The organism is Pelagibacterium sp. (assembly GCF_965249125.1).
Lineage (GTDB): Bacteria > Pseudomonadota > Alphaproteobacteria > Rhizobiales > Devosiaceae > Pelagibacterium.
Map to the genome: position 1 here is coordinate 1,252,824 of NZ_OZ252217.1, position 20,608 is coordinate 1,273,431.

Annotated in this window: 20 protein-coding genes and 1 tRNA gene; 8 read left to right on the forward strand and 13 right to left on the reverse strand. The window is 60.2% G+C overall.

Going from position 1 to position 20,608, the window contains the following annotated elements:
- The first annotated feature begins 49 nt into the window (after positions 1–49).
- Positions 50–3,793, forward strand: a complete 3,744-nt coding sequence (locus ACP148_RS06190) for a hypothetical protein (RefSeq protein WP_421951732.1) — start codon at positions 50–52, stop codon at positions 3,791–3,793.
- Positions 3,794–4,086: 293 nt separating this feature from the next.
- On the opposite strand, the gene ACP148_RS06195 is transcribed toward ACP148_RS06190, so the two are convergent.
- From ACP148_RS06195 to sfsA, 4 genes are all read right to left on the reverse strand, one after another.
- Complete coding sequence (locus ACP148_RS06195; RefSeq protein WP_421951733.1) at positions 4,087–5,325, reverse strand: tyrosine-type recombinase/integrase; 1,239 nt, start codon at positions 5,323–5,325, stop codon at positions 4,087–4,089.
- Between the two features lie 190 nt (positions 5,326–5,515).
- The gene (locus ACP148_RS06200; protein WP_421951734.1) at positions 5,516–6,097 is read right to left on the reverse strand and encodes a JAB domain-containing protein; all 582 of its coding nucleotides are present in this window, start codon (positions 6,095–6,097) and stop codon (positions 5,516–5,518) included.
- Positions 6,094–6,930: a type I methionyl aminopeptidase gene (map, locus tag ACP148_RS06205; RefSeq protein WP_421951735.1), complete on the reverse strand. Its 837-nt coding sequence runs from the start codon at positions 6,928–6,930 to the stop codon at positions 6,094–6,096. Before map ends, ACP148_RS06200 begins: the two co-directional genes overlap by 4 nt.
- Positions 6,931–6,963: 33 nt before the next feature.
- Entirely contained in the window at positions 6,964–7,665 is a 702-nt protein-coding gene (gene sfsA, locus ACP148_RS06210) for a DNA/RNA nuclease SfsA (RefSeq protein WP_421951736.1), read from the reverse strand.
- A 106-nt stretch (positions 7,666–7,771) separates the two neighbouring features.
- Between sfsA and ACP148_RS06215 the strand changes: the two genes are divergently transcribed.
- The 5 genes from ACP148_RS06215 (at position 7,772) to ACP148_RS06235 (ending at position 10,062) form a co-directional block, all read left to right on the forward strand.
- Positions 7,772–8,311, forward strand: a complete 540-nt coding sequence (locus tag ACP148_RS06215) for a hypothetical protein (protein ID WP_421951737.1) — start codon at positions 7,772–7,774, stop codon at positions 8,309–8,311.
- Between the two features lie 108 nt (positions 8,312–8,419).
- Entirely contained in the window at positions 8,420–9,193 is a 774-nt protein-coding gene (locus ACP148_RS06220; protein WP_421951738.1) for a competence/damage-inducible protein A, read from the forward strand.
- Entirely contained in the window at positions 9,190–9,684 is a 495-nt protein-coding gene (gene gpt, locus ACP148_RS06225) for a xanthine phosphoribosyltransferase (RefSeq protein ID WP_421951739.1), read from the forward strand. Before ACP148_RS06220 ends, gpt begins: the two co-directional genes overlap by 4 nt.
- Complete coding sequence (locus tag ACP148_RS06230; RefSeq protein ID WP_421951740.1) at positions 9,684–9,962, forward strand: hypothetical protein; 279 nt, start codon at positions 9,684–9,686, stop codon at positions 9,960–9,962. The genes gpt and ACP148_RS06230 overlap by 1 nt, the downstream gene beginning before the upstream one ends.
- Before the next feature lie 14 nt (positions 9,963–9,976).
- Positions 9,977–10,062: transfer RNA gene (locus ACP148_RS06235), tRNA-Leu, on the forward strand.
- Positions 10,063–10,067: 5 nt separating this feature from the next.
- Here ACP148_RS06235 and ACP148_RS06240 read toward each other — a convergent pair.
- The 4 genes from ACP148_RS06240 to ACP148_RS06255 all read right to left on the reverse strand — a co-directional run bounded on the left by ACP148_RS06240 (position 10,068) and on the right by ACP148_RS06255 (position 11,794).
- Positions 10,068–10,202: a hypothetical protein gene (locus tag ACP148_RS06240; protein ID WP_421951741.1), complete on the reverse strand. Its 135-nt coding sequence runs from the start codon at positions 10,200–10,202 to the stop codon at positions 10,068–10,070.
- Positions 10,203–10,354: 152 nt separating this feature from the next.
- Positions 10,355–10,777 (reverse strand): hypothetical protein, encoded by a 423-nt coding sequence (locus ACP148_RS06245; protein ID WP_421951742.1) that lies wholly within the window; start codon positions 10,775–10,777, stop codon positions 10,355–10,357.
- A gap of 127 nt (positions 10,778–10,904) precedes the next feature.
- Entirely contained in the window at positions 10,905–11,180 is a 276-nt protein-coding gene (locus tag ACP148_RS06250) for a hypothetical protein (RefSeq protein ID WP_421951743.1), read from the reverse strand.
- A 302-nt stretch (positions 11,181–11,482) separates the two neighbouring features.
- Positions 11,483–11,794: a hypothetical protein gene (locus ACP148_RS06255; RefSeq protein ID WP_421951744.1), complete on the reverse strand. Its 312-nt coding sequence runs from the start codon at positions 11,792–11,794 to the stop codon at positions 11,483–11,485.
- 274 nt (positions 11,795–12,068) lie between these two features.
- On the opposite strand from ACP148_RS06255, the gene ACP148_RS06260 reads away from it, so the two are divergent.
- Entirely contained in the window at positions 12,069–12,242 is a 174-nt protein-coding gene (locus ACP148_RS06260) for a CsbD family protein (RefSeq protein WP_421951745.1), read from the forward strand.
- 67 nt (positions 12,243–12,309) lie between these two features.
- Here the strand turns inward: ACP148_RS06260 and ACP148_RS06265 are convergent, their stop codons facing one another.
- From ACP148_RS06265 to ACP148_RS06280, 4 genes are all read right to left on the reverse strand, one after another.
- Positions 12,310–14,490 carry a TRAP transporter permease gene (locus ACP148_RS06265; RefSeq protein ID WP_421951746.1) on the reverse strand — a complete coding sequence of 727 codons (2,181 nt, stop codon included), beginning with the start codon at positions 14,488–14,490 and terminating at the stop codon, positions 12,310–12,312.
- A 131-nt stretch (positions 14,491–14,621) separates the two neighbouring features.
- Entirely contained in the window at positions 14,622–15,599 is a 978-nt protein-coding gene (locus ACP148_RS06270; protein ID WP_421951747.1) for a TAXI family TRAP transporter solute-binding subunit, read from the reverse strand.
- A gap of 223 nt (positions 15,600–15,822) precedes the next feature.
- Positions 15,823–17,190, reverse strand: a complete 1,368-nt coding sequence (locus ACP148_RS06275) for a sigma-54-dependent transcriptional regulator (protein WP_425033263.1) — start codon at positions 17,188–17,190, stop codon at positions 15,823–15,825.
- On the reverse strand, positions 17,187–19,058 hold the full coding sequence (locus tag ACP148_RS06280; RefSeq protein WP_421951749.1) for a sensor histidine kinase: 1,872 nt from the start codon (positions 19,056–19,058) through the stop codon (positions 17,187–17,189). The genes ACP148_RS06275 and ACP148_RS06280 overlap by 4 nt, the downstream gene beginning before the upstream one ends.
- Before the next feature lie 93 nt (positions 19,059–19,151).
- Between ACP148_RS06280 and ACP148_RS06285 the strand changes: the two genes are divergently transcribed.
- A complete protein-coding gene (locus ACP148_RS06285) occupies positions 19,152–20,030 on the forward strand; it encodes a TraB/GumN family protein (protein WP_425033265.1) in 879 nt (292 codons plus the stop codon).
- Here the strand turns inward: ACP148_RS06285 and ACP148_RS06290 are convergent.
- Entirely contained in the window at positions 20,027–20,548 is a 522-nt protein-coding gene (locus tag ACP148_RS06290; RefSeq protein WP_421951751.1) for a gluconokinase, read from the reverse strand. The genes ACP148_RS06285 and ACP148_RS06290 overlap by 4 nt on opposite strands.
- Between the last annotated feature and the right edge of the window lie 60 nt (positions 20,549–20,608).

Sequence of the window (20,608 nt, forward strand, 5' to 3'; positions counted from 1 at the left end):
TACCATAGCAATTTCTGGCTATGTATTAAGTATACTTGGGGGGGGTATTTTGTCCATTGAGCATTTGAAGCCAACCATCGAATGTCTCAGCAGGGAAGCTGTGCTGGTTCAAGCGTGGAAAAAGGCCTCCTCTTACATTCGATACCACAATTGGTTTTCCGATACTGTGGAACTCGACAAGATTGCAATCAATTTGCCCGATTTCATCGCAGAGCTTTCAAATGAAATCTCAAGCGGTCGTCTCACGGGCAGCAAACCGTTGCGGATGGTGCCTGCTCCGAAAAGTCAGCGATGGCGCGTCGATGCTCAAGGGCGGTGGCAGCCATTGAACGCGGGAAAGACTGCATCGAAAATTCGACCGCTCGCTCACGTAACCTTAAGGGATCAGGTTGTCGCGACCGCGATGATGTTGTGCCTGGCGGATCGGGTGGAAACGGCTCAAGGTGATCCGAGAATTCCCTTGGACTCACCAGAACTGAGTTCCGTTACCTCTTACGGCAATCGTCTCTTTTGCGACAAAAACGCTGGGAAACTCAACCATCGGTGGGGTGCTTCGAAGCTGTATCGCGGATTTTACCAGGATTATCAAAGATTTCTTGCCAGACCGGAGGCAGTGGCCGAGCCCCTCGCCGAAAGAGGGAAACGCGTGGTCATACTTCAGTCTGACCTTCGTCAATTCTACGATCGCGTGACACCCGCTCTCCTTCGCGAGCGGGTGAATATTCTGCGGCAGGACGATGATGAAAAGGGGTTCTTCGACCTCTTCGGGAGTTTCATGGACTGGCGTTGGGCTGACCGGGATCTGGATGAGGTTCGGATTTATGCTGAGCAAGCCGGCTTAACAGACTTCAATCATGTCTCGCTTCCGCAAGGACTGGTTGCTTCGGGCTTTTTCGCAAATGTTGTGCTTCTCAATTTTGACAGGGCGCTTAGGCAGAAGGTGGGCAAGGAAGTATTGCCTGGTGCAGAGCTTCATGATGCGGTTCGCTATGTGGACGATTTGCGCCTCGTCGTGTCGTTGAGGGCTGATGCAGATGTGGCTGATGTTGAAAGCGGCCTTTTTCGATACCTGCAGGATCAGCTGCGAGAGGAGGCTCCAGGTCTTGAGGTATCGGAGGAAAAAACCTTGGCTTCGGCCTTCCGAGGTGACGAGCGTCCCCTAGTTCAGCAGAGTCGCCGGATGGCTCGAATACAAACGGCGATCTCCGGTGGTTTCGATGTAATCGCTGGCGGGGACATTCTCGACTCTGTTCTTGGCCTCGTGCGAACTCAGGAGCGGCTTGCCGCGAGCGAGGATATAGGGGCAAGGCATCCGTTCTTGGCGGTTCCCGATGTACGTGATGCAACGGTTGATCGGTTTGCCGCCGGTCGGTTCCGAACCACTTACAGATCGCTGAGACCGCTGCTGTGGCATGACGATGCCGAGAAGGCCGCAGCCGACGTGGACGCCGACGATCAGTTAAGTCAATTTCGCGGAACGCGTACCAGAGCCGAGCTTGATGACGAAGCACGAGCATTTGCTTTGGCTTTGGTAGCGAAGTGGGTGGACGATCCATCGAACGTCCGTCTCCTTCGAATCGGGCTGGATTTGTGGCCAGCTGCGGATGTTCTTCAGCAGATCCTGGAACTGCTAAGGCCGTTCACCGAAAAGGGTGGCCCGCGAAAGGCACCGCGCCGAGTAGCCTGGTATTGCCTTTCCGAGATACTGAGAGCCGGTGCTACTGAAACTGGTTTTGTCGAGGACTCGGAAGCGTTACCCGGGCAGCTTGACCTAGGCAAATACAGGGAGGTCCTGCGCGAAGAGGCTCAAAGGCTGATTTGCCAGACCGGCGTAAAGATTCCCTGGTACCTGAAGCAGCAGGCGCTTCTTTTCCTTGCCACCAATCCGCCTGCGGATTTTAGGCAGTTGCGTGGAAATGGGAACGTGGAAACGCGCCACTATCGCGAACTCATCCGATTTTTGTTGGGTGAAACCAAGGGGCTCGGAACCGTCGACTACGCGACCTACGCAATTTACGCGCGAAGATCATTCCTCGATCGAGAACAATCCATCGAATTGGTCCGAAGCAGTCTATCACCCGCGCGACTCAATCGTATTGCTGCTTTGGACCCAAATTTTGGGCGAGAGGTCATTGAGGCATTTCCAAACCTCAGGGGCGACCTGATGCCTCGCATTGTGGCAGATCTCGGGCTGAGTCAGTCCATAGACAGCTCAAGAAAGCAGACGTTGGCGTCCATGGTCTTATCGCCGGCGACGCGGGAGGTTCTCAGAAATGAACTTTCCCTCCTCAGCTTTGCAAACGCGTTTCTGGAGGCACTTGCTGATCGGGGCTCCGTTAGGGTTGTTACGCCGTCGGACGTCACACTGACAATTTCATCTGACACAGATCGCCTAAAGCGGGTAGGGAAGGTAGATATTTCGGTTCCTCGACATCTTGCCGGCCTCTCGTTGTACGACCCCCCATCGTGGGTCGAAGAAGCTGGGCGATGGCGGTTCCAGCTCGGCTATCTACTTCGCTTCATTCTTACGGGGCAGCAGGATTTCACCAGATTCGTGAGACCCATACACTGGAAAGAGGGCCGCGAAATCTATCGCTCGACCGAGAGTCATTGGTATCAGCGGATCTACGGGCTTTTTAGCGGACACGCTGCCTTCGGCGACGATTGGCTGCCAATTTCAGAATGGACTGAGACCCTTTTGTTCCGCTTGCTTTGGTGGCCTGGTTGCCCCGCGAGCGAGCGAGTTTACGAAACTGTCGGAAGGATTGATCTTCTTAAGAAGGAGATAGAACAACGTCTTGAATTCCTGCAAAATATGCAGGGATCAAGTGTAGCTCTCATCCCGATGAATCTTCCGCGAAGCTATGTCAATCAAGGCGACCATCCGCTGCGAGCCTGTATCGTTCAAACGGTAATTCCGGGAGAAGAAGGCGACTTTGATCCTTCGGATCTCACGCTATCAGATCCCACAATGCGCATCCGACATCGCAGGCATCTTTCTGCGGCGTTGGCGGCTGTCGAACGTGCATTGGCCTTGCGGGAGACACATAAGGGCCGAGAGGGAAGACTCGATTTGCTGATCTTGCCTGAGCTGGCCGTCCACCCGGATGATGTTCAGACACATCTGGTTCCCTTTGCGCGAGCCTATAAGGCAACGATCCTAGCTGGGCTCACTTATCAAAGCCTGGCTACAGGCGGACTTCTAGTGAACTCTGCCCTTTGGATCATGCCCACGCAGGATGCAACGAGAGGGCTTCAGATACTGATACGGCGTCAGGGCAAGGGTAACCTTGCCCCGATGGAGTTGCCGTTCAACAATCCAACCATGAAAATTGAGCCGTTTCGACCTTGCCAATGGCTAGTGGGCTATCAGTGGTCATCAGTTCCCTCAGCCGACCCTCTTTGGTTGACTGCCGCTGTCTGTTATGATGCCACCGATATTCAGCTCGCCGCTGATTTGAAGAACTATTCTGACGTCTTCATCGTGCCGGCTTTGAATAGAGACGTCCCAACCTTCGATCAGATGGCGTTGGCGCTTCATTATCACATGTTTCAGATGGTGATCGTGGCCAATAATGGGCTCTACGGGGGAAGTAATGCTTATGCGCCGTTTACGAATTCCTGGGAACGGCAGGTATTTCATATGCACGGACAGCCGCAGGCCTCGATCGCTTTCTTAGAAATCGACCACATCGCAGCATTCAAGGCGCGTAAAATACCTTCTCCGACTGGTCCTTCCAACGCGGCTCCATATCAGTTCAAGCCACCCCCAGCGGGGAACAACTCCAGGTAGTTTTCAGCACTCGGTGCGAATCGAGGCCATTGCCAACCCTGTGCGGTGTTGGCGGGCCATTTCGAGATCATCACGCATCTCAGATGCGAGAGAATTCCTCGCCACGCTCCTGCGAGAACTGCTGGTGAAAGGTGAAGGATGCTCTAGTCAACGTGAGTCGCAGTTAGAACCGCATCTTTGACGAACAACAGCCGCTAACCTTTTCGGTTTACGGCTTATGGACGTTCCTCCGAGCGGAGGTAGGAGGGAGCTTTCACCTTCGCGCTAGGGGGAGGACTTGGGCGGTCGGGATGTCATGCGGCCTTCAGGTGCTTCTTCGCGAGCATCGCCCGAACGAACTTGTCCCATTTCGCCATTCCGGCGCGCTTCTCGGCCATATAGTTCCAGCGGTCGTAGTGCTTGGAACTAACGTCCTGTAAGGAGTGGTTCTGGAGCCGGTCGCGGATTTCTTTGGAAAGGCCTGCCTTGCCGGTCAGCGTCTTGAAGGTCCGCCGCAGGTCGCGGTTCGTCACATAGGGGATGACGCCGCGATCCCGCTGTCGCCACATGAACGAGTAGAGCGTGCCGTGGCTGACGGGTTTCGAAGGATCTTGGGCTGAAGGGAAAAACCAGCCGTATTCGTTGACATTGATAGAGGCGAGCAACTCGGCTGCCAGCGAAGGTACCGGAACGGCATGGGGCTGATCGTTCTTGGTCTTGGACCAGTCGATGATCTTCTCCTGGGCGTCCCACTGGTCGATGTGAAGCCGCGCGATTTCCTGCACCCGCTGGCCGGTCAGCATGAGAAGCCTGACCGCGCGCGTATAAGGCGGATGGACCGGCGTGTCGGGATATTCAAGCCAGCGATAGAGTCGAACGAACTCGTCCTCGTCGAGCCAGCGCGTGCCCTTGACCTTGGGTTCGGTTGGAATGCCCGACGCCGGATTGAAGGGGATCCGGAAGCGGCGAGGGGATTGTTGCCGATAGTCGTTGTCGGATTTCATGCCCCAGCTAAAGGCGGCATGGAGATAAGAGCGCACATGGTCGGCCATCGACTTGGCACCGCGCTCGTAGATCGGGCGGATCAGCTCGATGATTTCCTCGGCCTCGATCTCGCGGGCGAGACGGTTGCGCCCAAGCGTGTCGGCGACCTTGTTCAGACCCTTTTCGGTTTCCTTCCAGGACGGCTTCCCGGCTTCCTTGAGCGCGGCGACGTAGCCCTCGAACAGATCGGCGACAGTGCCGGGGCGGGTATCGGTGGCGATCTTGATGCTCCGGCCCTTCTGGATCACATCGGCAAAATCGCGCTTGAAGATCTCGCGCGCCTGCGCGAGCGACATGGAGGGATAGGAGCCGATCTTCTTCTTGGTGCGCTTGCCGTCTCGCCACTGCTGGGCCATCCAGTCGGCAGTAACGCGCTTGGGCATGGGCTTGAGGACGAGAATGAGGCGGCCGGTGCCGCGCCCTTCGCCATCGGCGAGGTTCTCTTGTTTCTGGCTCATCTCGACCCGTTTCAGAGCGTGTCGGATCGAGGTGTCGGTCAGGGCGGGCATAGCGTTTCCTCCTGTTCCGCAACTGGGATCGGTCAGGGGGAAACGGGGATCGTTAGCTGGGATCGGGAAGCCGTTTTCTACCCCTTTTACAGCCCCCAATTTGCCATAACTGCCCCCACTACGCAACGCTCAAAATCACCGAAATCGCTAGTGTTTCAACGTGATTAAGCGGGATTGTTCGTGATCAAAATCAGTGAGTGGGGTGGTTGTGGACCAGGATCAGCGCCGTGGCCGAAAGCTCCAGAGTGCGCTTGATGACTTCACGCGGATAGACCGGCGTGTGGTCCACGGTCCCGGTCTGCTGCACTTCATCGGCGATCAGCTTGTTCTTTTTGTCAAGAAACAGGATGCGGAACTGCTCGACGGTTTCGTAGGACATCGCAGCCTTGCAGTAGTCGATGACTTCGGTCCATGAGCCGAGAATCGGGCGGTTATGAACGGCATCCCGGCCGATGCGCTGGGTAGCGGCGAGGACGACCTTGAGGTCGGTGATCGCGGTGGGACCAAGGCCGTCGATTTCCTCGAGCAGGTGCGGGGGCGCGCCAATGGCCTCGGAAAAACTGCCGAAGCGTTTGAGCATTGCCTTGGCGATGGGCTTGGTGTCGCGCCGGGGCAGGATGCGGAACAACAGGAGTTCGAGCAGTTCGTAATCCTGCAACGCCGATGCGCCCCCCTTGGTGAAACGCTCGCGCAGCCGGTCGCGGTGCCCGTGATAGTCAGGTGCGGCTTCCGCCAATCCACTCATGTCGCTTGCCCCCGGTTTCGACGTCATGGATCGTTGCGGGCCTTAAGGGGATTGAACAGACCACGCGGCGAGAGCGTGAAAATCTCGTTGCTCGTTTCGGTGATGCCGATCGAGTGCTCGCACTGGGCCGAAAGGGTGCGGTCGCGGGTGACTGCGGTCCAGCCATCGTTGAGGATTTTGACCTGGGGGCGGCCGAGATTGATCATCGGCTCGATGGTGAAGATCATGCCGGGCTTGAGTTCGATGCCGGTTCCGGGATTGCCGAAATGCATGATGTTGGGCTCGTCGTGGAAAAGGCGACCCAGCCCGTGGCCGACGAAATCGCGCACCACGCTGGCGCGCTCGCCCTCGGCATAGCGCTGGATGGCCGCTCCGATGTCGCCGGTGGTGTTGCCCGGCCTTGCCGCCTCGATGCCCAGCCGCAGGCTTTCATAGGTGATTTCGATGAGTCGCTCGGCCTTGCGCGAAATATCGCCCACCGGATACATGCGGCTCGAATCGCCATGCCAGCCATCAACGATCAGGGTAACGTCGATATTGACGATATCGCCTTCGCGCAGTGGCTTTTCGCCCGGCATTCCGTGGCAGACGACGTGATTGATCGAGGTGCAGGTGGAATAGCGGTAGCCGCGATAATTGAGCGTCGCGGGGGTGGCGCCGTTGTCGCGCGCAAATTCATAAACGAAGCGATCGAGTTTGGCGGTGGGCACGCCCGGTTCGACCAAAGGCACGATAAGATCGAGCACTTCGGCGGTCAGCGCGCCGGCCTTGCGCATGCCGGCAAAGCCGTCCTCGCCATGCAGCGGGATGACTCCCGGCATGCGCTTTTTTTTCGCCGCCGCTTCGACGTAGGTGGTCATTGTCGTCTCCTGTTGGAGGCAAAGGTAATCGGCTCACTCCCGTATGGGAAGGGGGTCGCCAAGGGTGATCGCCTCCGATGTTATATCGGTGGCGTAGCATAGCGCCTCAACCCCCGCAGCGCGCGCGTCGCCAAACGCACTGGCATAGGCCCTGTCGATATCGGCGGCGAGGGTGAATTGGGTGCAATCGCCGCGCTGGACGAGATAGAGCATCACCGCGCGGTGACCCTCGCCAATCATGCGCGCGAGGTCTGCCAGATGGCGGGCGCCGCGTGTCGTCACCGAATCAGGAAATTCGGCCAGTCCGGCAGCGCGCACCAGATGAACGTTCTTGATCTCGAGATAGCAGTCGGGGAGGCCATCGCCTGTCAAAAGGAAATCGACGCGGCTTTTTTCGGCGTATCTGACCTCGGGCCGGACGCAATCATAGGCGGCCAGTTCGGGGATGGCGCGGGCCCGCAGGGCCTCGCCGACGATGCGGTTGGGATGGGCGGTGTTGATGCCGACTATGCCGGTGGGCAGTTCGACCAGTTCGAGGGAATAAGCGAGCTTGCGCTTGGGGTCTTCCGATTTCGAGAGCCAGACGGGCAGGCCGGGCATGTTGAGTCCCGTCATCGCCCCGGGATTGGCGCAATGGGCGGTGAGGGTTTCCCCTGTTTCCAGAGTCACGTCGGCAAGGAACCGCTTGTAGCGCCTTATGAGGGTTCCGCGAATGAGGGGAGAAGGGAAATGCATGCTGCCGGTCCGTGGTCGAGGCCGCAACCGATACCGCTCCGGGCTTGGGTGTGACAAGCCATGAGGCTATTGTTTCCCTAAGGTTGGCAATGCGGGAGCAGGCACGATGACAAAAGCGGTGGATACGGACATTTTTGCAGGCAAGACCGGGCGCGACTGGCAGGAATGGCTGGTGTTTTTCGAGGATATTGGCGCCCCGGCCCTTTCCCACGCCGAGATCGCGGCCAGGATCGTCAAAACCGGGGATGCCAGTTCCTGGTGGGCCCAGAGCCTGGCGGTGGCCTATGAACAGCACATCGGTCGGAGACTGCCTGGGCAACGCTCCGATGGCACCCACGAGACGTCGGTCACAAAGACCGTGCAGGGCAGTCTCGACGAAGCGCTCGACCTCTGGCGGCAACGGCTCGAGACCCTTGAAGCCGAGGGTGCGATCGGTTTTGCCGAACCCGCCTCGGAATCGCGGAGTGACAACTGGCGCTATTGGCGCCGACCGCTGGCCGATGGAACGCGCTTGTCGGTTACGATTGGCGAAAAGCCCAACGGCAAATCCACAATCGCGGTCACACACGCCAGGCTGGTGGACGCCGAAGATGTCGCGCAATGGCGCGCCTACTGGAAGGCGGCGATCTCGGGTCTCGCGGATTGATGGGCGCTCGGCGATCCCTGAGGAATTTGCCGCGGGCTATCGGGCAGTGCTTGATTTTTCAGTGCGGGGCGGGCATCCATGGCGCTTCCGTTTCTAGCGACCGAGCCGATGACCGAAACTGCTGTGACCGCTGGCCTCGTCGTTATCGGCGATGAAATACTTTCGGGCCGGACTCGCGACGTCAATATCGCCACCACCGCGCAGTTCTGTACCGATCTGGGGATCGAATTGCGCGAAGTGCGTATCGTTTCTGACGATACCGATGCGATCATCGAGGCGGTCAATGCGCTGCGGGCCCGCTGCACATATGTCTTTACGACTGGCGGGATCGGGCCGACCCATGACGATATCACCGCCGACGCAGTAGCGAAGGCGTTCGGGGTCGAACTGCCGATCAACGATCAGGCGCGGGCCATGCTCGAAGCACGCTGGGCAGAAACCGGCACGCCGGCAACGCCGGCCCGGTTGCGGATGGCTCGCATTCCGGCGGGCGCCGAGCTGATCGTCAACGCGGTTTCGGCCGCGCCGGGCTTTCGTATCGGCAACGTGCATGTCATGGCCGGCGTGCCCAAGATCATGCAGGCCATGCTCGAATCCATTGCACCGGCCCTTGAGGGCGGCCGCAAGGTGGAGAGCCGGACGGTGCCTGCCGCCGTGGGGGAGGGCGCCGTGGGCGATCCCCTGGGCGAAATCCAGTCGCGCTATGACGACGTCAAGATCGGGTCCTATCCGCAGATGGGGAATACCCGTGTTATGACCTATCTCGTCTTGCGCAGCCACGATATTGAACGGCTGGAACAGGCGACGCTAGAAGTGCAGGCGCTGGTCGATCGCCTTCACGCTGAAAAGAATATCGTTTTGCCCAAGGAACCTTACGCATGACCCCGCAGAACAAATCTTTCCCGGTCTCATGGGATCAGTTTCACCGTGATTCCCGCGCGCTTGCCTGGCGGCTGACCAGCGAAGGGCCGTTCCATTCGATCGTCGCGATCACCCGCGGCGGGCTGGTGCCGGCGGCGATCATCGCACGCGAACTCAACATTAGGGTCATCGAGAGCGTCTCGGTCAAATCCTACGATCACCAGAGCCAGGGCAAAATCAGTGTGCTCAAGGCGATCAATTCCGACCTGATCGCGGCCGATGCCGCGGGCGAAAAACTGCTCATCATCGACGATCTGGTCGATACGGGGGCCACAGCCCGGGCGGTGCGCGACATGCTGCCCAATGCCCATTTCGCGACGGTCTATGCCAAGCCGCAGGGCCGCGAGATGGTCGACAGCTTTATTACCGAGGTGAGCCAGGACACATGGATCTTCTTTCCGTGGGACCTGGATTTCACCTATGCAGCCCCGATTGCCGGCGGCACCGACTGATGCTCATCAAGCTCGAGGTGCTCGAGAAGATAAAGTCGGGTGAGATCACCGTGCAGTTTCGCCGCTGGCGGCGCCGGACAGTCAAGGCTGGCGGTACGCTCAAGACCAAGGTGGGCCTCTTGCAGATCGGCGCCATTACACCGATCAGGGCCGAAGATGTTACCGACGCGGATGCCCGCCGCGCCGGCTTCGGGGATGGCGCTGAATTCCTGAAATGGCTCGATACCATGAAGCCGGGGGAATTGGACCGGATCGAGGTCGGGTATAAGGGAGAATAGGCCGATCGCGTCTTGCGGGCGTGGTGGAATGGTAGACACACAGGACTTAAAATCCTGAGGAGGTATCTCCGTGCGGGTTCGAGTCCCGCCGCCCGCACCAGTTGGCTATTTGGCGCTCTTTTTATCGGGCGCAGGAGTGGCCTTATCGCTTTTCCGGGCCTTGAGCTTGTCGAGCAAGGCTTGCTTGGCGTCGTTAGACGCTTTGCGGCGGTCGGCATGATCTGGAAGCTTGAAGGCCATTTCGCGCGCTCATTTGCAACGTCACCGAAAGAAATGACCCGGCCAGGAGGTGGAAACTCCGACCGGGCCAAGCCTTCAATCGGCGAAGATCGAAGGGAGGCGAACAGTTAGAACACGGCGTCACCCAATGCAAGATTTATTGCCGGCTTGCCTCACTCGCAGCGTGAGAACAGCGTTGCCTCGGTTCCCCGGTCCGGCCAGACAATGGCGATCTGTTCACCTGCCTGTGCAAAGCTGATCGGTTCTCTTATCGTTTCGCCTTCGGACTGGCAGGCCAGTTGAGCCGTCGCTCCGCCTTCGGGGGTGGTCTCGATTTCGGTCATGTCGCAGATGTTCTCGCGGCCCTCGAAGCGGGCTGGTGTGATAGTGATCGGGAAGCCTTCGGACTGGTCCGTACACCACACGGGATCGGCGGCCCACTGGCCGACATAGAATGGCGCGGGTTCGGGTGAAGGCCCGCCTGCCGCTTCGGAGTCGCCGGCTTGCGCGCTCGCCTGGGGCGCTTCGCCATCGGAACATGCGGCCAGAACTGCAGTGAGCATGAGCGCGCAGAATGGAATGAGTTGGCGTCGCATGATTGTCCTCCCGAACCTGATTGGCGCAAGGCTGACACAAAATCGGCCGCCCCGCGAGCGCGGAACGGCCGACCGGGAGGAGGTCTGCACCAAAATCTGAGGGCAGGGGATCCCTCAGAAGTCTCGTTTACTGAGCAGCCGGCGCTTCCATGGTGTTGGCCGGGGCTTCGGTGGCCGGAATCAGGGCCGCGAATTCTTCAGCCGACAGCGAACCGTCGGTGTCGGTATCGAGCATGGCAAAGCTTTCCGGGGTGAGGTCGGGGATCGCAACCTGCAACTCTTCCATGCTGATGACGCCGTCAGCATTGGCATCGAGCGCATTGAAATCGAGGGCCTGGGCGAATGCGCCGCCTGTAACGGAAAGGCCAAGGAGAGCGGCAAGGGAAAGAACGGTCTTGTTCATGGGTTGTGCTCCATGTGTGGTTGGTACATGCCGTACCATTCATTCAAGATCGACCGGCAGGATGCCGGGCGCCGGCTCCGCTGATCGCGAAACCGTGAGCACATCGTGAGCGGGGGCAATGGCCGTGGTGGGACCCCGGTGCGGCCATGTAGCGGAGTTTATGAGGATATTTTGTGTCGGGGCGTGCGGACTATGGCGAAATATCGATCACGTCCGAGGCGCGAAAAGCCCCGGTCGGACAGTGGAACGTTCAACAAATGGCGCGCCAATCTGGGCAATGCGTGCCCGATCTGCCTTACAGGTTAAGCTGCGACGCTTGCCCGGGCCACCCCTTCGCGTTCGGCAATCGAAAGCGTGCACATGGGCTGGGCGAGCATTTCACGCAGCAGCATGAGCCCTCTGGTCCAACGCGCCAGGGCGACGGGGTCGGAGGGAGAGACATTGCCGGAGCGCGCATGGGAAATCACGGCTGCCGCCTCGGCAACGGGCAGGGCCATGACGTTGCAATAGAGGGTGAGCGCATCGGTGTGCGGGTTGACCGCCGACTCGACCTTCTCGTCTCGAAAGGCCCACACCAGCATTAGCGCCAGTTCGTTTCGGGTAGGGATCGTCATGGCCATTTCCCATTCTGGAAAATCTCTGTTCGCTGACGCTACATGAAGTGGGGCGGCCAGACGGTAAACGCCGGGCGCGATAAAGGAGCGGATTGGAAACGGGGTGAATGGGCAGCTTGCAGGAAAGATAAAATTGTAAGGAAAATTCTGCTGGCCACGGGTTTGAGCCTTCGGCGGGGCGCTTTGATTTGTGATCGGGGCTCGGGGAACCGGCGCGATTGCACAGCATTTACAGGCGCGGAGCAATCATGCTGCCGCTTGATGAAGGTGTGAAATGCACAAGGACGAAGTCAAGGGCGCCGGAAACAAGGCGAAGGGAGCAGTCAAGGGCGCGGTGGGCAAGGCCACCAGCAACAAGAAGCTCCAGGCCGAAGGGAAGATGGACAAGGCCAGGGGCGACATCCAGCAAAAGGCCGGCAAGGTAAAGGACACGATCCGCAAACACTGAACCGGCTGCGAACAGAAAAGGCCGCCCCGGTAAGAGGCGGCCTTCGTGTTTTAAGGGGCGGAGGACGTCAATCTGCGCCCTTGGCCAGCGTCCGGGCCGTAACAAAGCGCTTCTGGTAGAAGAACAGTCCAACCGCGACGGCGAGGCCGAACAGGTCGGTGTACCAGGTGCCTTCGATCATCGAGAGCGCGGCGATGAGCAGGATGGCCCGCAGGACGATGCCGATAGCGCCGAAATAGTACCCCTGCACCGATGCGGAGAGCAGATACATACCCAGCAATGCCGTGCCGACGACGCGGGCGATGTCGATCCATTCCCCCTGCATGAGCAGTTCATGGCTGTAAAAGAACATGAACGGCACGATGAAGGCGGCAAGCCCGATCTTGAAGGCTTCGACCGAGGTCTTCATGGGATCGGACCCCGACAGGCCCGCACCGGCATAGGCGGCCAGGGCTACGGGCGGGGTGATCGCCGACATCACAGCGTAATAGAACACGAAGAAATGGGCGACGAGGACCGGAATGCCGAGTTGGATAAGGCCCGGCGCCACCACGGCGGCGGCAACCGCATAGGCGGCGGTGGTGGGCATGCCCATCCCGAGGATGATCGAGATGCACATCGCAAAAAACAGCGCGACGAGCTGGTTCTGTTCGGCGATGCCGAGCAGGAGCGAGGAGAACCGCGCGCCCACCCCGGTGAGCGCAATCACGCCCACGATGATACCGGCCGCGGCACAGACCGCCACGAGCTGAATGGACATCTTGGCGCCCAGCTCGAGCGCCCTGAGCACGGCGACCGGCCCCATGCGATAGGGAGTGAGCCAGGACACGACGGCGGCCGAGGCCATGGCCACGGTGCCGGCACGGATCACCGAATAGCCGGCAAACAGGGTGTAGATCAGAATGATGATGGGCAGGAACAGGAAGACCTGCTTGGCCAGAGCCCGGAACTTTGGAAGTTCGGATTTTGGCAGACCCTTCATGCCCAGCTTGGTGGCCTGCAGATCGATCATGAAATAGACCGACACGAAATAGAGCAGGGCCGGGATGATCGCGGCAATGACGATCTCGGTATAGGGGATGCCTGTCACTTCGGCCATGATGAAGGCACCGGCGCCCATGATCGGGGGCAAGATCTGGCCGCCCGAGGATGCCGTGGCCTCAATGGCCGCTGCGCTCTTGGACGGGTAGCCGACCTTTTTCATCAGCGGGATGGTGAGCGAACCGGTGGCCACCACGTTGCCGGCCGAGGTGCCGTTGATCATGCCCATCAGGCCCGATGCGAACACGGCCACCTTGGCCGGACCGCCGCGCAGATTGCCCGCCGCGGCAAAGGCGAAGTTGACGAAATAATCGCCGACGCGGGAGGCCTGCAGGAAGGCGGCAAAGACGATGAACAGGATGATGTAGGTCGAGGACACCGCAATCGGATCGCCCAGGATGCCCTGGTCGGTGAAGATGTATGTGAAGAAGCGTTCGGCGGTGTAGCCGCGATGGGTGAGGAAGCCGGGCAGCCAGGGGCCAACGAAGGAATAGGCGATAAAAACGCCCGCGATGATGACCAGTGCCAGCCCCGCCACGCGGCGGGTCAATTCCAGGATCAGGATCACGCCGACCAGCGCCGCATAGAAATCGGCGGTCTGGGCCATGCCCGTGCCGGCCCGCAGGCGCAGGGCGCCGACGTTGAAGATGATGTAGCCGAACATGGCGAGCGCGGCGATGCCCAGCAGCCAGTCGGCCGGATGGACCCGCTCGCGGTCGCGGTCGGAAAACAGCCAGGCGGCAGCGACTGCGGCGATGGTACCGATCAGCAGCGGCAGGCCGTAGGTGCTGAACACGAAGGCGTCCGGCATGGGTGCAAATCCGAACCAGCGGCCGGCCCAGGCGTATGCGACCATGGCGGCGCCGTAGAGGACGCCGGCAGCGCCAATGGCGATCAGCCCCCATTCGATGGGGCTGCGGCCGCGGGCAGCGATGGGCGCGTCGGGATTGAGGGTCAGCGCCGAATAGGTGAGAAAGCCGATGAACAGGCCGCCGGTCACGTGAACCATGCGGTAGGTCCAGGGTTCGAGCGGGGAGATGTTCATCACATAGATGTGGAACATCGTGTAGGCGATGGCCATGATTGTGAGCGCCAGGCCGATCCTGCCCGCAAGGCTGCGCTGGTTGGTGGCGAGGGGCTCCTCGTCGGTCCCCTGTGCGATCATCGGACCGGTGTCGTTTGCCGGTGCGGACTTGTCCTGAGACATTGAACTTTCCTCCCGTGGGCCGTCTGGGCCCCGGACGGCGCATGAGCATGCGCCCAAATTGGTTTTCCTGCAAACAGGCGGATGGCGGTAAAGACCGTCATCCGCCCCGATTGCCTTTCAGACGTCTGGCGTTAGCCGCGCAGCTCGTCAGGGATGTCGATGCCCACTTCGTCGTAATACCGCACAGCGCCCGGATGGAACGGCATGAAGGTATTCTTGTCGACGTTGTCAGTGGTGGTTTCGGCGGCAGCCGAGTGGATCTGAACCATGCGCTCGGTGTTTTCCATCACCAGCTTGGTGATTTCGTAAGCCAGGCTTTCAGGCATGGATTCGCTTGCGATGGCAAAATTCCACATTGCAACCGTGGGGCTTTCCTCGGGGAAGCCTTCATAGAGACCGCCGGGGGCGTCGAACGCTGCCATTTCGGGCATCTGCGTCAGGATCTCGCCGCGCTGTTCTTCGGTGAAACCGAAGATGTTGACGTCGTTTTCCGCGGCGATCTGGGCGAAGGCTGCGATCGGAACGCCGGCCGCAAACGCGAAGGCATCGATCAGGCCGTCCTTGACCTGGCTTACGGCGTCATTGGCGCCCGAATAGCTGATCTCGGGCGAAACGCCCAGGATCTCGAAATAGCGCGGCCAATAGGTGGCAGCCGTGCCGCCGGCGGGGCCGACAGAAACGCGCTTGCCGTCGAAATCGGCAACCGATTCGATGCCCGAGGATGCGAGCGTCACAACCTGGAAGGGGGTCTGATACATTGGGAACAGAGCACGCAGGCTCTTGTGCTCCACGCCCGGTGCCAGTTCGGAAACACCGGTCCAGGCCTCATAGGCCGGGCCCATAGTCACAAGGCCCATGATGTGATCGCCGGTCTCGATCAGCGTCGAGTTCTGGACGGGGCCGCCGGTCACTTCGCCCGAAGCGTTGATGCCGAGTTCCTGGGTGATCAGGCCGCCAAGGCCAGTGCCATAGATGAAGTAGGTGCCGCCCTGGCTGGCGGTGCCGATGGTCATGCTCGCCGGCCAATCGGACCGGTCGTCCTGGGCGATGGCCGGAGTGGCGGCAAGCAGAGTTGCTGCCGCAAGAGCGGCAAGAGTGGTAAAACGCATGGCGTTCCTCCCGTGGGGTTACCTCTTTGGGTTTCATTCCTCACCGGGCGCGTTACGTCCTCCGCATCGCCCGGCGGTGACCCATGAGGGGCGCAATGGCCGGCATGGCGCAAGCACCTCGGGGAAGCTTGCCATAGTTTTTTCATATTTTCCGAAGCGGATGGGTGGAAACGGTAACATCGGGGCTGTCCGGTGTGTGGAATTCCCCACATTTGAAGCCCGCCTAGTCGGCTTGCGCCTCGCTGGGCAGGTAGCGGCTGCGCTCGAGCCCATATTTCTGCATCTTTTCATAGAGCGATTTACGCGACAGCCCGAGAGTCTCATAGACCGGCTTGAGGCTGCCCGCGTGGGCGATCAGCGCGCTTTCTATGACGCCGCGCTCGAAATCGGCCACGCGGTCGGCGAGCCGCGAATCGGTCTCGGCGCCATCGTTATCGCTGGCCGTTTCGATAAATGGCAGTCCCAGATCGAGAATGTAACGATCGGCGGCATTGCGCAGTTCGCGCACATTGCCGGGCCAATGGCGTTCGCTGAGCGCGGTGAGGACCTGCGGCGGCACAGTGGTCGGATCGCGCCGATAACGGGCCGCGGCCTCGGTCAAAAGCTGCATGAAGAGCAGGGGGATATCCTCGCGCCGCTCGGACAGCGGGGGAATTTCGAGGGTTATGACGTTGAGCCGATAGAGCAGATCGGCACGGAATGTGCCTTCGGCGACATTGGCTTCGAGCGGGGTTTTCGAGGTCGCGACAAACCGCACATCGAGCGGCAACCCGTCATTGGAGCCGAGCCGGGTAATGGTCCGCTCCTGGATGACCCGTAGCAGCTTGCCCTGCACATCCATGGGCATCGAGCCGATTTCATCGAGCAGAATGGTGCCGCCCTGGGCCAGTTCGAACTTGCCGAACCGGGCCCGCATGGCGCCGGGAAACGCCCCCACCTCATGGCCGAACAATTCGCTTTCGATGAGATTGGCCGGCAGCGCCGCGCAGTTTATCGCGACATAGGGCTTGTTCGACCGATGGGACAGATCATGGAGCGCCCGGGCAGTGACCTCCTTGCCCGATCCGGTATCGCCGACGATGAGGACGGCGGTATCGGTCGGGCCGATGGTGCGCAGCTTGCGCCGCAACTCGACCATGGCGTTGGAGCGGCCCAAGAGCCGTTGTTCGAGGTCGTCGCTCTGGCCAGCGGCGGCGCGCAACACGCGGTTTTCGAGTACCAGCCTGCGGTATTCGAGCGCCCTTGCCGCGATTTCGGCCAACTGGCTGGTAACAAAAGGCTTTTCTATGAAATCATAAGCGCCTTCGCGCATGGCGCGGACGGCCAGTTGCACGTCGCCATGGCCGGTAATCAGGATAACGGGTATATCGCGGTCGAGTTCGTGCAGCCTGTTCATGAGCGTCAGGCCGTCGAGGCCGGGCATGCGGATATCGGTGATGACGATGCCCTTGAACCCAAAGCCCGCGTAATGGGTGGCCTGTTCGGCCGAGGCGAAGTCGATGACCTCGAAGCCGGCCAGTTCGAGCGCCTGGGCCGTCGAGTGGCGCAACTCGTTTTCGTCGTCGACAAGAAGGATCTTTTCGCCGCTCATTGGGCAGCTTCCGTCGTGGCTTCGGTTTGAACGCACACGAGTTCAATGGTGAACAGCGCGCCGCCCCCGGAATGGTTTTCCACGCGCAACTCACCTCCGAAGTCCTTGATGATGTTGTAGGAGATCGAAAGCCCCAGCCCCAGCCCCTTGCCGACACCCTTGGTCGAAAAGAACGGATCGAAGATGCGTTCGCCCAGGCCGGACGCAATGCCGGGGCCGTGGTCGCGAATGGTGACGAACGCGCGGTCATTTTCGCGCCTTGCGGTCAGGTCTATGCGCCGGTCGGTGCCGGTTTCGGCGGCGTCTATGGCATTGGTGAGGATGTTGACCAGCACCTGTTGCAGTCGCACCGGGCCGCCAACGACGGTGAGCGGGCCGTCGGCGATGTCGAGGGACAGCTCGATGCCGGCTGATTTTACGCGCCAGTCGATAAGCTCGACAGTATCGCCGATGACCAGATCGAGCGGGACGTTTGCGAGCTTCTGGTTGGGTTTTCGGGCGAAGTTCCGCAGATGGCGCGATATGGAATTCATGCGGTCGATCAGCCCTGAAATGCGCCCGACATTGGCGCGCGCATCCTCGATCCGCCCACGCTCGATCAGAACCAGGGCATTGTCGGCGTAATTACGGGCCGCCGAAAGCGGCTGGTTGAATTCGTGCGATAGCGCCGCCGACATCTGGCCCAGCGCGGCGAGTTTGCCCGCCTGAATCAGGTCGGACTGGGTCTTGCGCAGCATCTGCTCGGTCACCCGGCGCTCGGCCACTTCCTCTTCGAGCTTGATATTGACACTGGCGAGTTCGGCGGTGCGTTCGGCGACGCGGCGCTCGAGCATTTCCTTGGCCTCGCGCTGGAGGTGCATGCGCTCGCGCAGCCGGGCCCGTCGCTGTGCGTAGATGGCGCCGGCCAATGTGCCCAGCGCGATGGCGAGCAGGGCGATGATGGTGGTGGTGAGCGCCTGGGCGCGGGCCGAAGCCGTGTCGAGCATGACGCTGACCGTCCAGTTGGCCTCGGGCATGGCTTCCGACACCACAAGATACTCGCTGGCCGTTTCCTCGCGCTCGATGCTGATCAGGCGATGGCGCTGGTCGCCCGTTTCGCGGAACGGCAACTCGGCCAGTTCGGCGTTGGCATAGCGGCGGGTTTCGGCGGTGCGGGCCAGCCGGTCAGGGGTAAGTGGCAGCATGGAATTGTAGAGCAGATCGGCCCGGCTCGACATGAAGATGATGCCTTCGGGGTCGGTTACGACGATCAGATAATCGCCGCCGCGCCATGTCTCCTCAATGGAATCGACATCGACCTTGACGGCTACGACGCCCTTGAATTCTCCACCGACAAGAACGGGCGCACCGAAATAATAGCCGCGCTTGAACGATGTTGTGCCCAGAGCAAAGAATCGGCCCTCGCCGCCATCGATGGCGTCGTAGAAATAGGGGCGATACTGGAAATTCTCGCCCACGAACGGTGCTTCGCTGTCGTAATTGGAGGCGACGATGGTCGTGCCGTCTTCGCCCATCACGTAGATGTCGGACGATTCGAACTGGGTGTTGATCTGCTTGAGATAGGCGTTGACGTCAGCAACCAGGTCTTCATTGCCCGGATCGGCGACCACGGCCTTGATGTCATCAAAATCGGCGATAACCCTTGGCAGGCTTTCATAGCGCTCCATATGTCCGCGCAACACGGCCACGGCAAGGCGCAGGGTGTTGTTGCCGCGCGCATTGGCTTCGTCGAAATAAAGCCGGTTGGCGTATCCGCTGCCCCATAAGGCGACCGCCGCCATGGCGAGCAGCGCAAAACCTGCCGCCGCGATCCAGCGGCGGGGCAGGGGCCGATGAAGCGGCGCGCTTATGGTTTGAGCAAGGGTCATGGCGTCATAGTACTGGCGGCATGAAGTTTTCGAAACAATTTCTTGGGCCGGGGGTTCTCCCCATTCCACTTGTTGACTTGAAGGGTAGAACTTATGGCGCTTGGACGATGGACGAGAAGGATTGCGGCTGGATTGCTGTTTGGAACGATGGCGGCACCGCTTGCGGCCCAAACGCCGGAGCCGCCGATCTGGGTTGTCGAGGACGATAATTCGACGATCTACATGATCGGCACCGTTCACATGATGCGCGACGGCGTCGACTGGGAAAGCCCGGAACTGGCCGAGATCCTCGATGAAGCCGACAGCGTCTGGCTCGAGATCGACAGCTTCGAGCCGCCCGCCAACCTGTTCGGGCTCATCATGGCGTCGGGCATGTCGCCCGACCGGCCTTTGTCGTCGCTGCTCAACGAGGAGGAAATGGCGGGCCTACAGACCATTCTGGACGAGCATGGAGTTCCCCTCGACAGTTTCGACGGGCTGCGGCCCTGGTATGCCTATCTGCAGATTTCCGCGCTGATGCTGGTCGAGGCCGGGTTTGATCCCGAAGGCGGCATCGATATGCATATCAAGGCCCGCGCCGACCAGATGGGGACGCCGGTGATGGGGTTTGAAACGTTCGAAGAACAGTTCGAAACGCTTTCAGGCATGGATGAGGACGTGCAGCTGGACGTGCTGCGCCAAACCATCATTGAATATGAAGAGGCCAAGACCGAACTGGTGGACCAGCTCGAAAGCTGGATCGATGGAGATCTTTCAACTCTCGAAACGGAAACCGCCGAAATCGCCGAAGAACTCGAAGGGTTCTATGACGTCCTGTTCGTCGAGCGCAATCACGGCTTTGTCGATGGCATCGAGGATATCCTCGACGGCAAGGGAACGGCGCTGGTTGCCGTGGGGTTGGGTCATTACGTGGGCCCGGACTCCATTCCCGAAATCCTGCGCGAACGCGGCTACACCGTCGAGCGGCGCTAGCTGAGCGCCGCAGCGGCCTCATCGACGATTTCGTCGATCGACAGCGCGACATCGATTGTTATGCCGTGCTCGTCGGGTCCGAACTGCTCCAGGGTCGCAAACTGGCTGTCGAGCAGGGCGGGCGGCATGAAATGGCCGGGCCGGTTGGCCTGGCGCTCGGCGATGACCGACTTGTCTCCGTGCAGCAGCACAAAGGCGATCGGCTCCTCGGCGCGGTTCCTGAGGCAATCGCGATAGGACCGGCGCAGGGCCGAGCAGGCGCACACGACACGCCCATTGGTGTCGGCGGTGTTTCGCATCGCATCCGCGACGATCTCCAGCCAGGGCCAGCGGTCGGTATCCTCGAGCGGGCTGCCGCCACGCATCTTTTCGACATTGGCACGGGGATGGAGGTTGTCGGCATCGATGAACGGCACGTCCAATTGTTCGGCCAGTTCTTCTCCGATCGTTGATTTCCCGGCGCCCGAGACACCCATGACGACGATGAGACGGGGCTGGGCGGTGGACGACGATGACATGGGAATCCGGTTAATGCTGGCTGACGCTTTCTTACCTGCCACGGTACCGCCCGCGCTGCA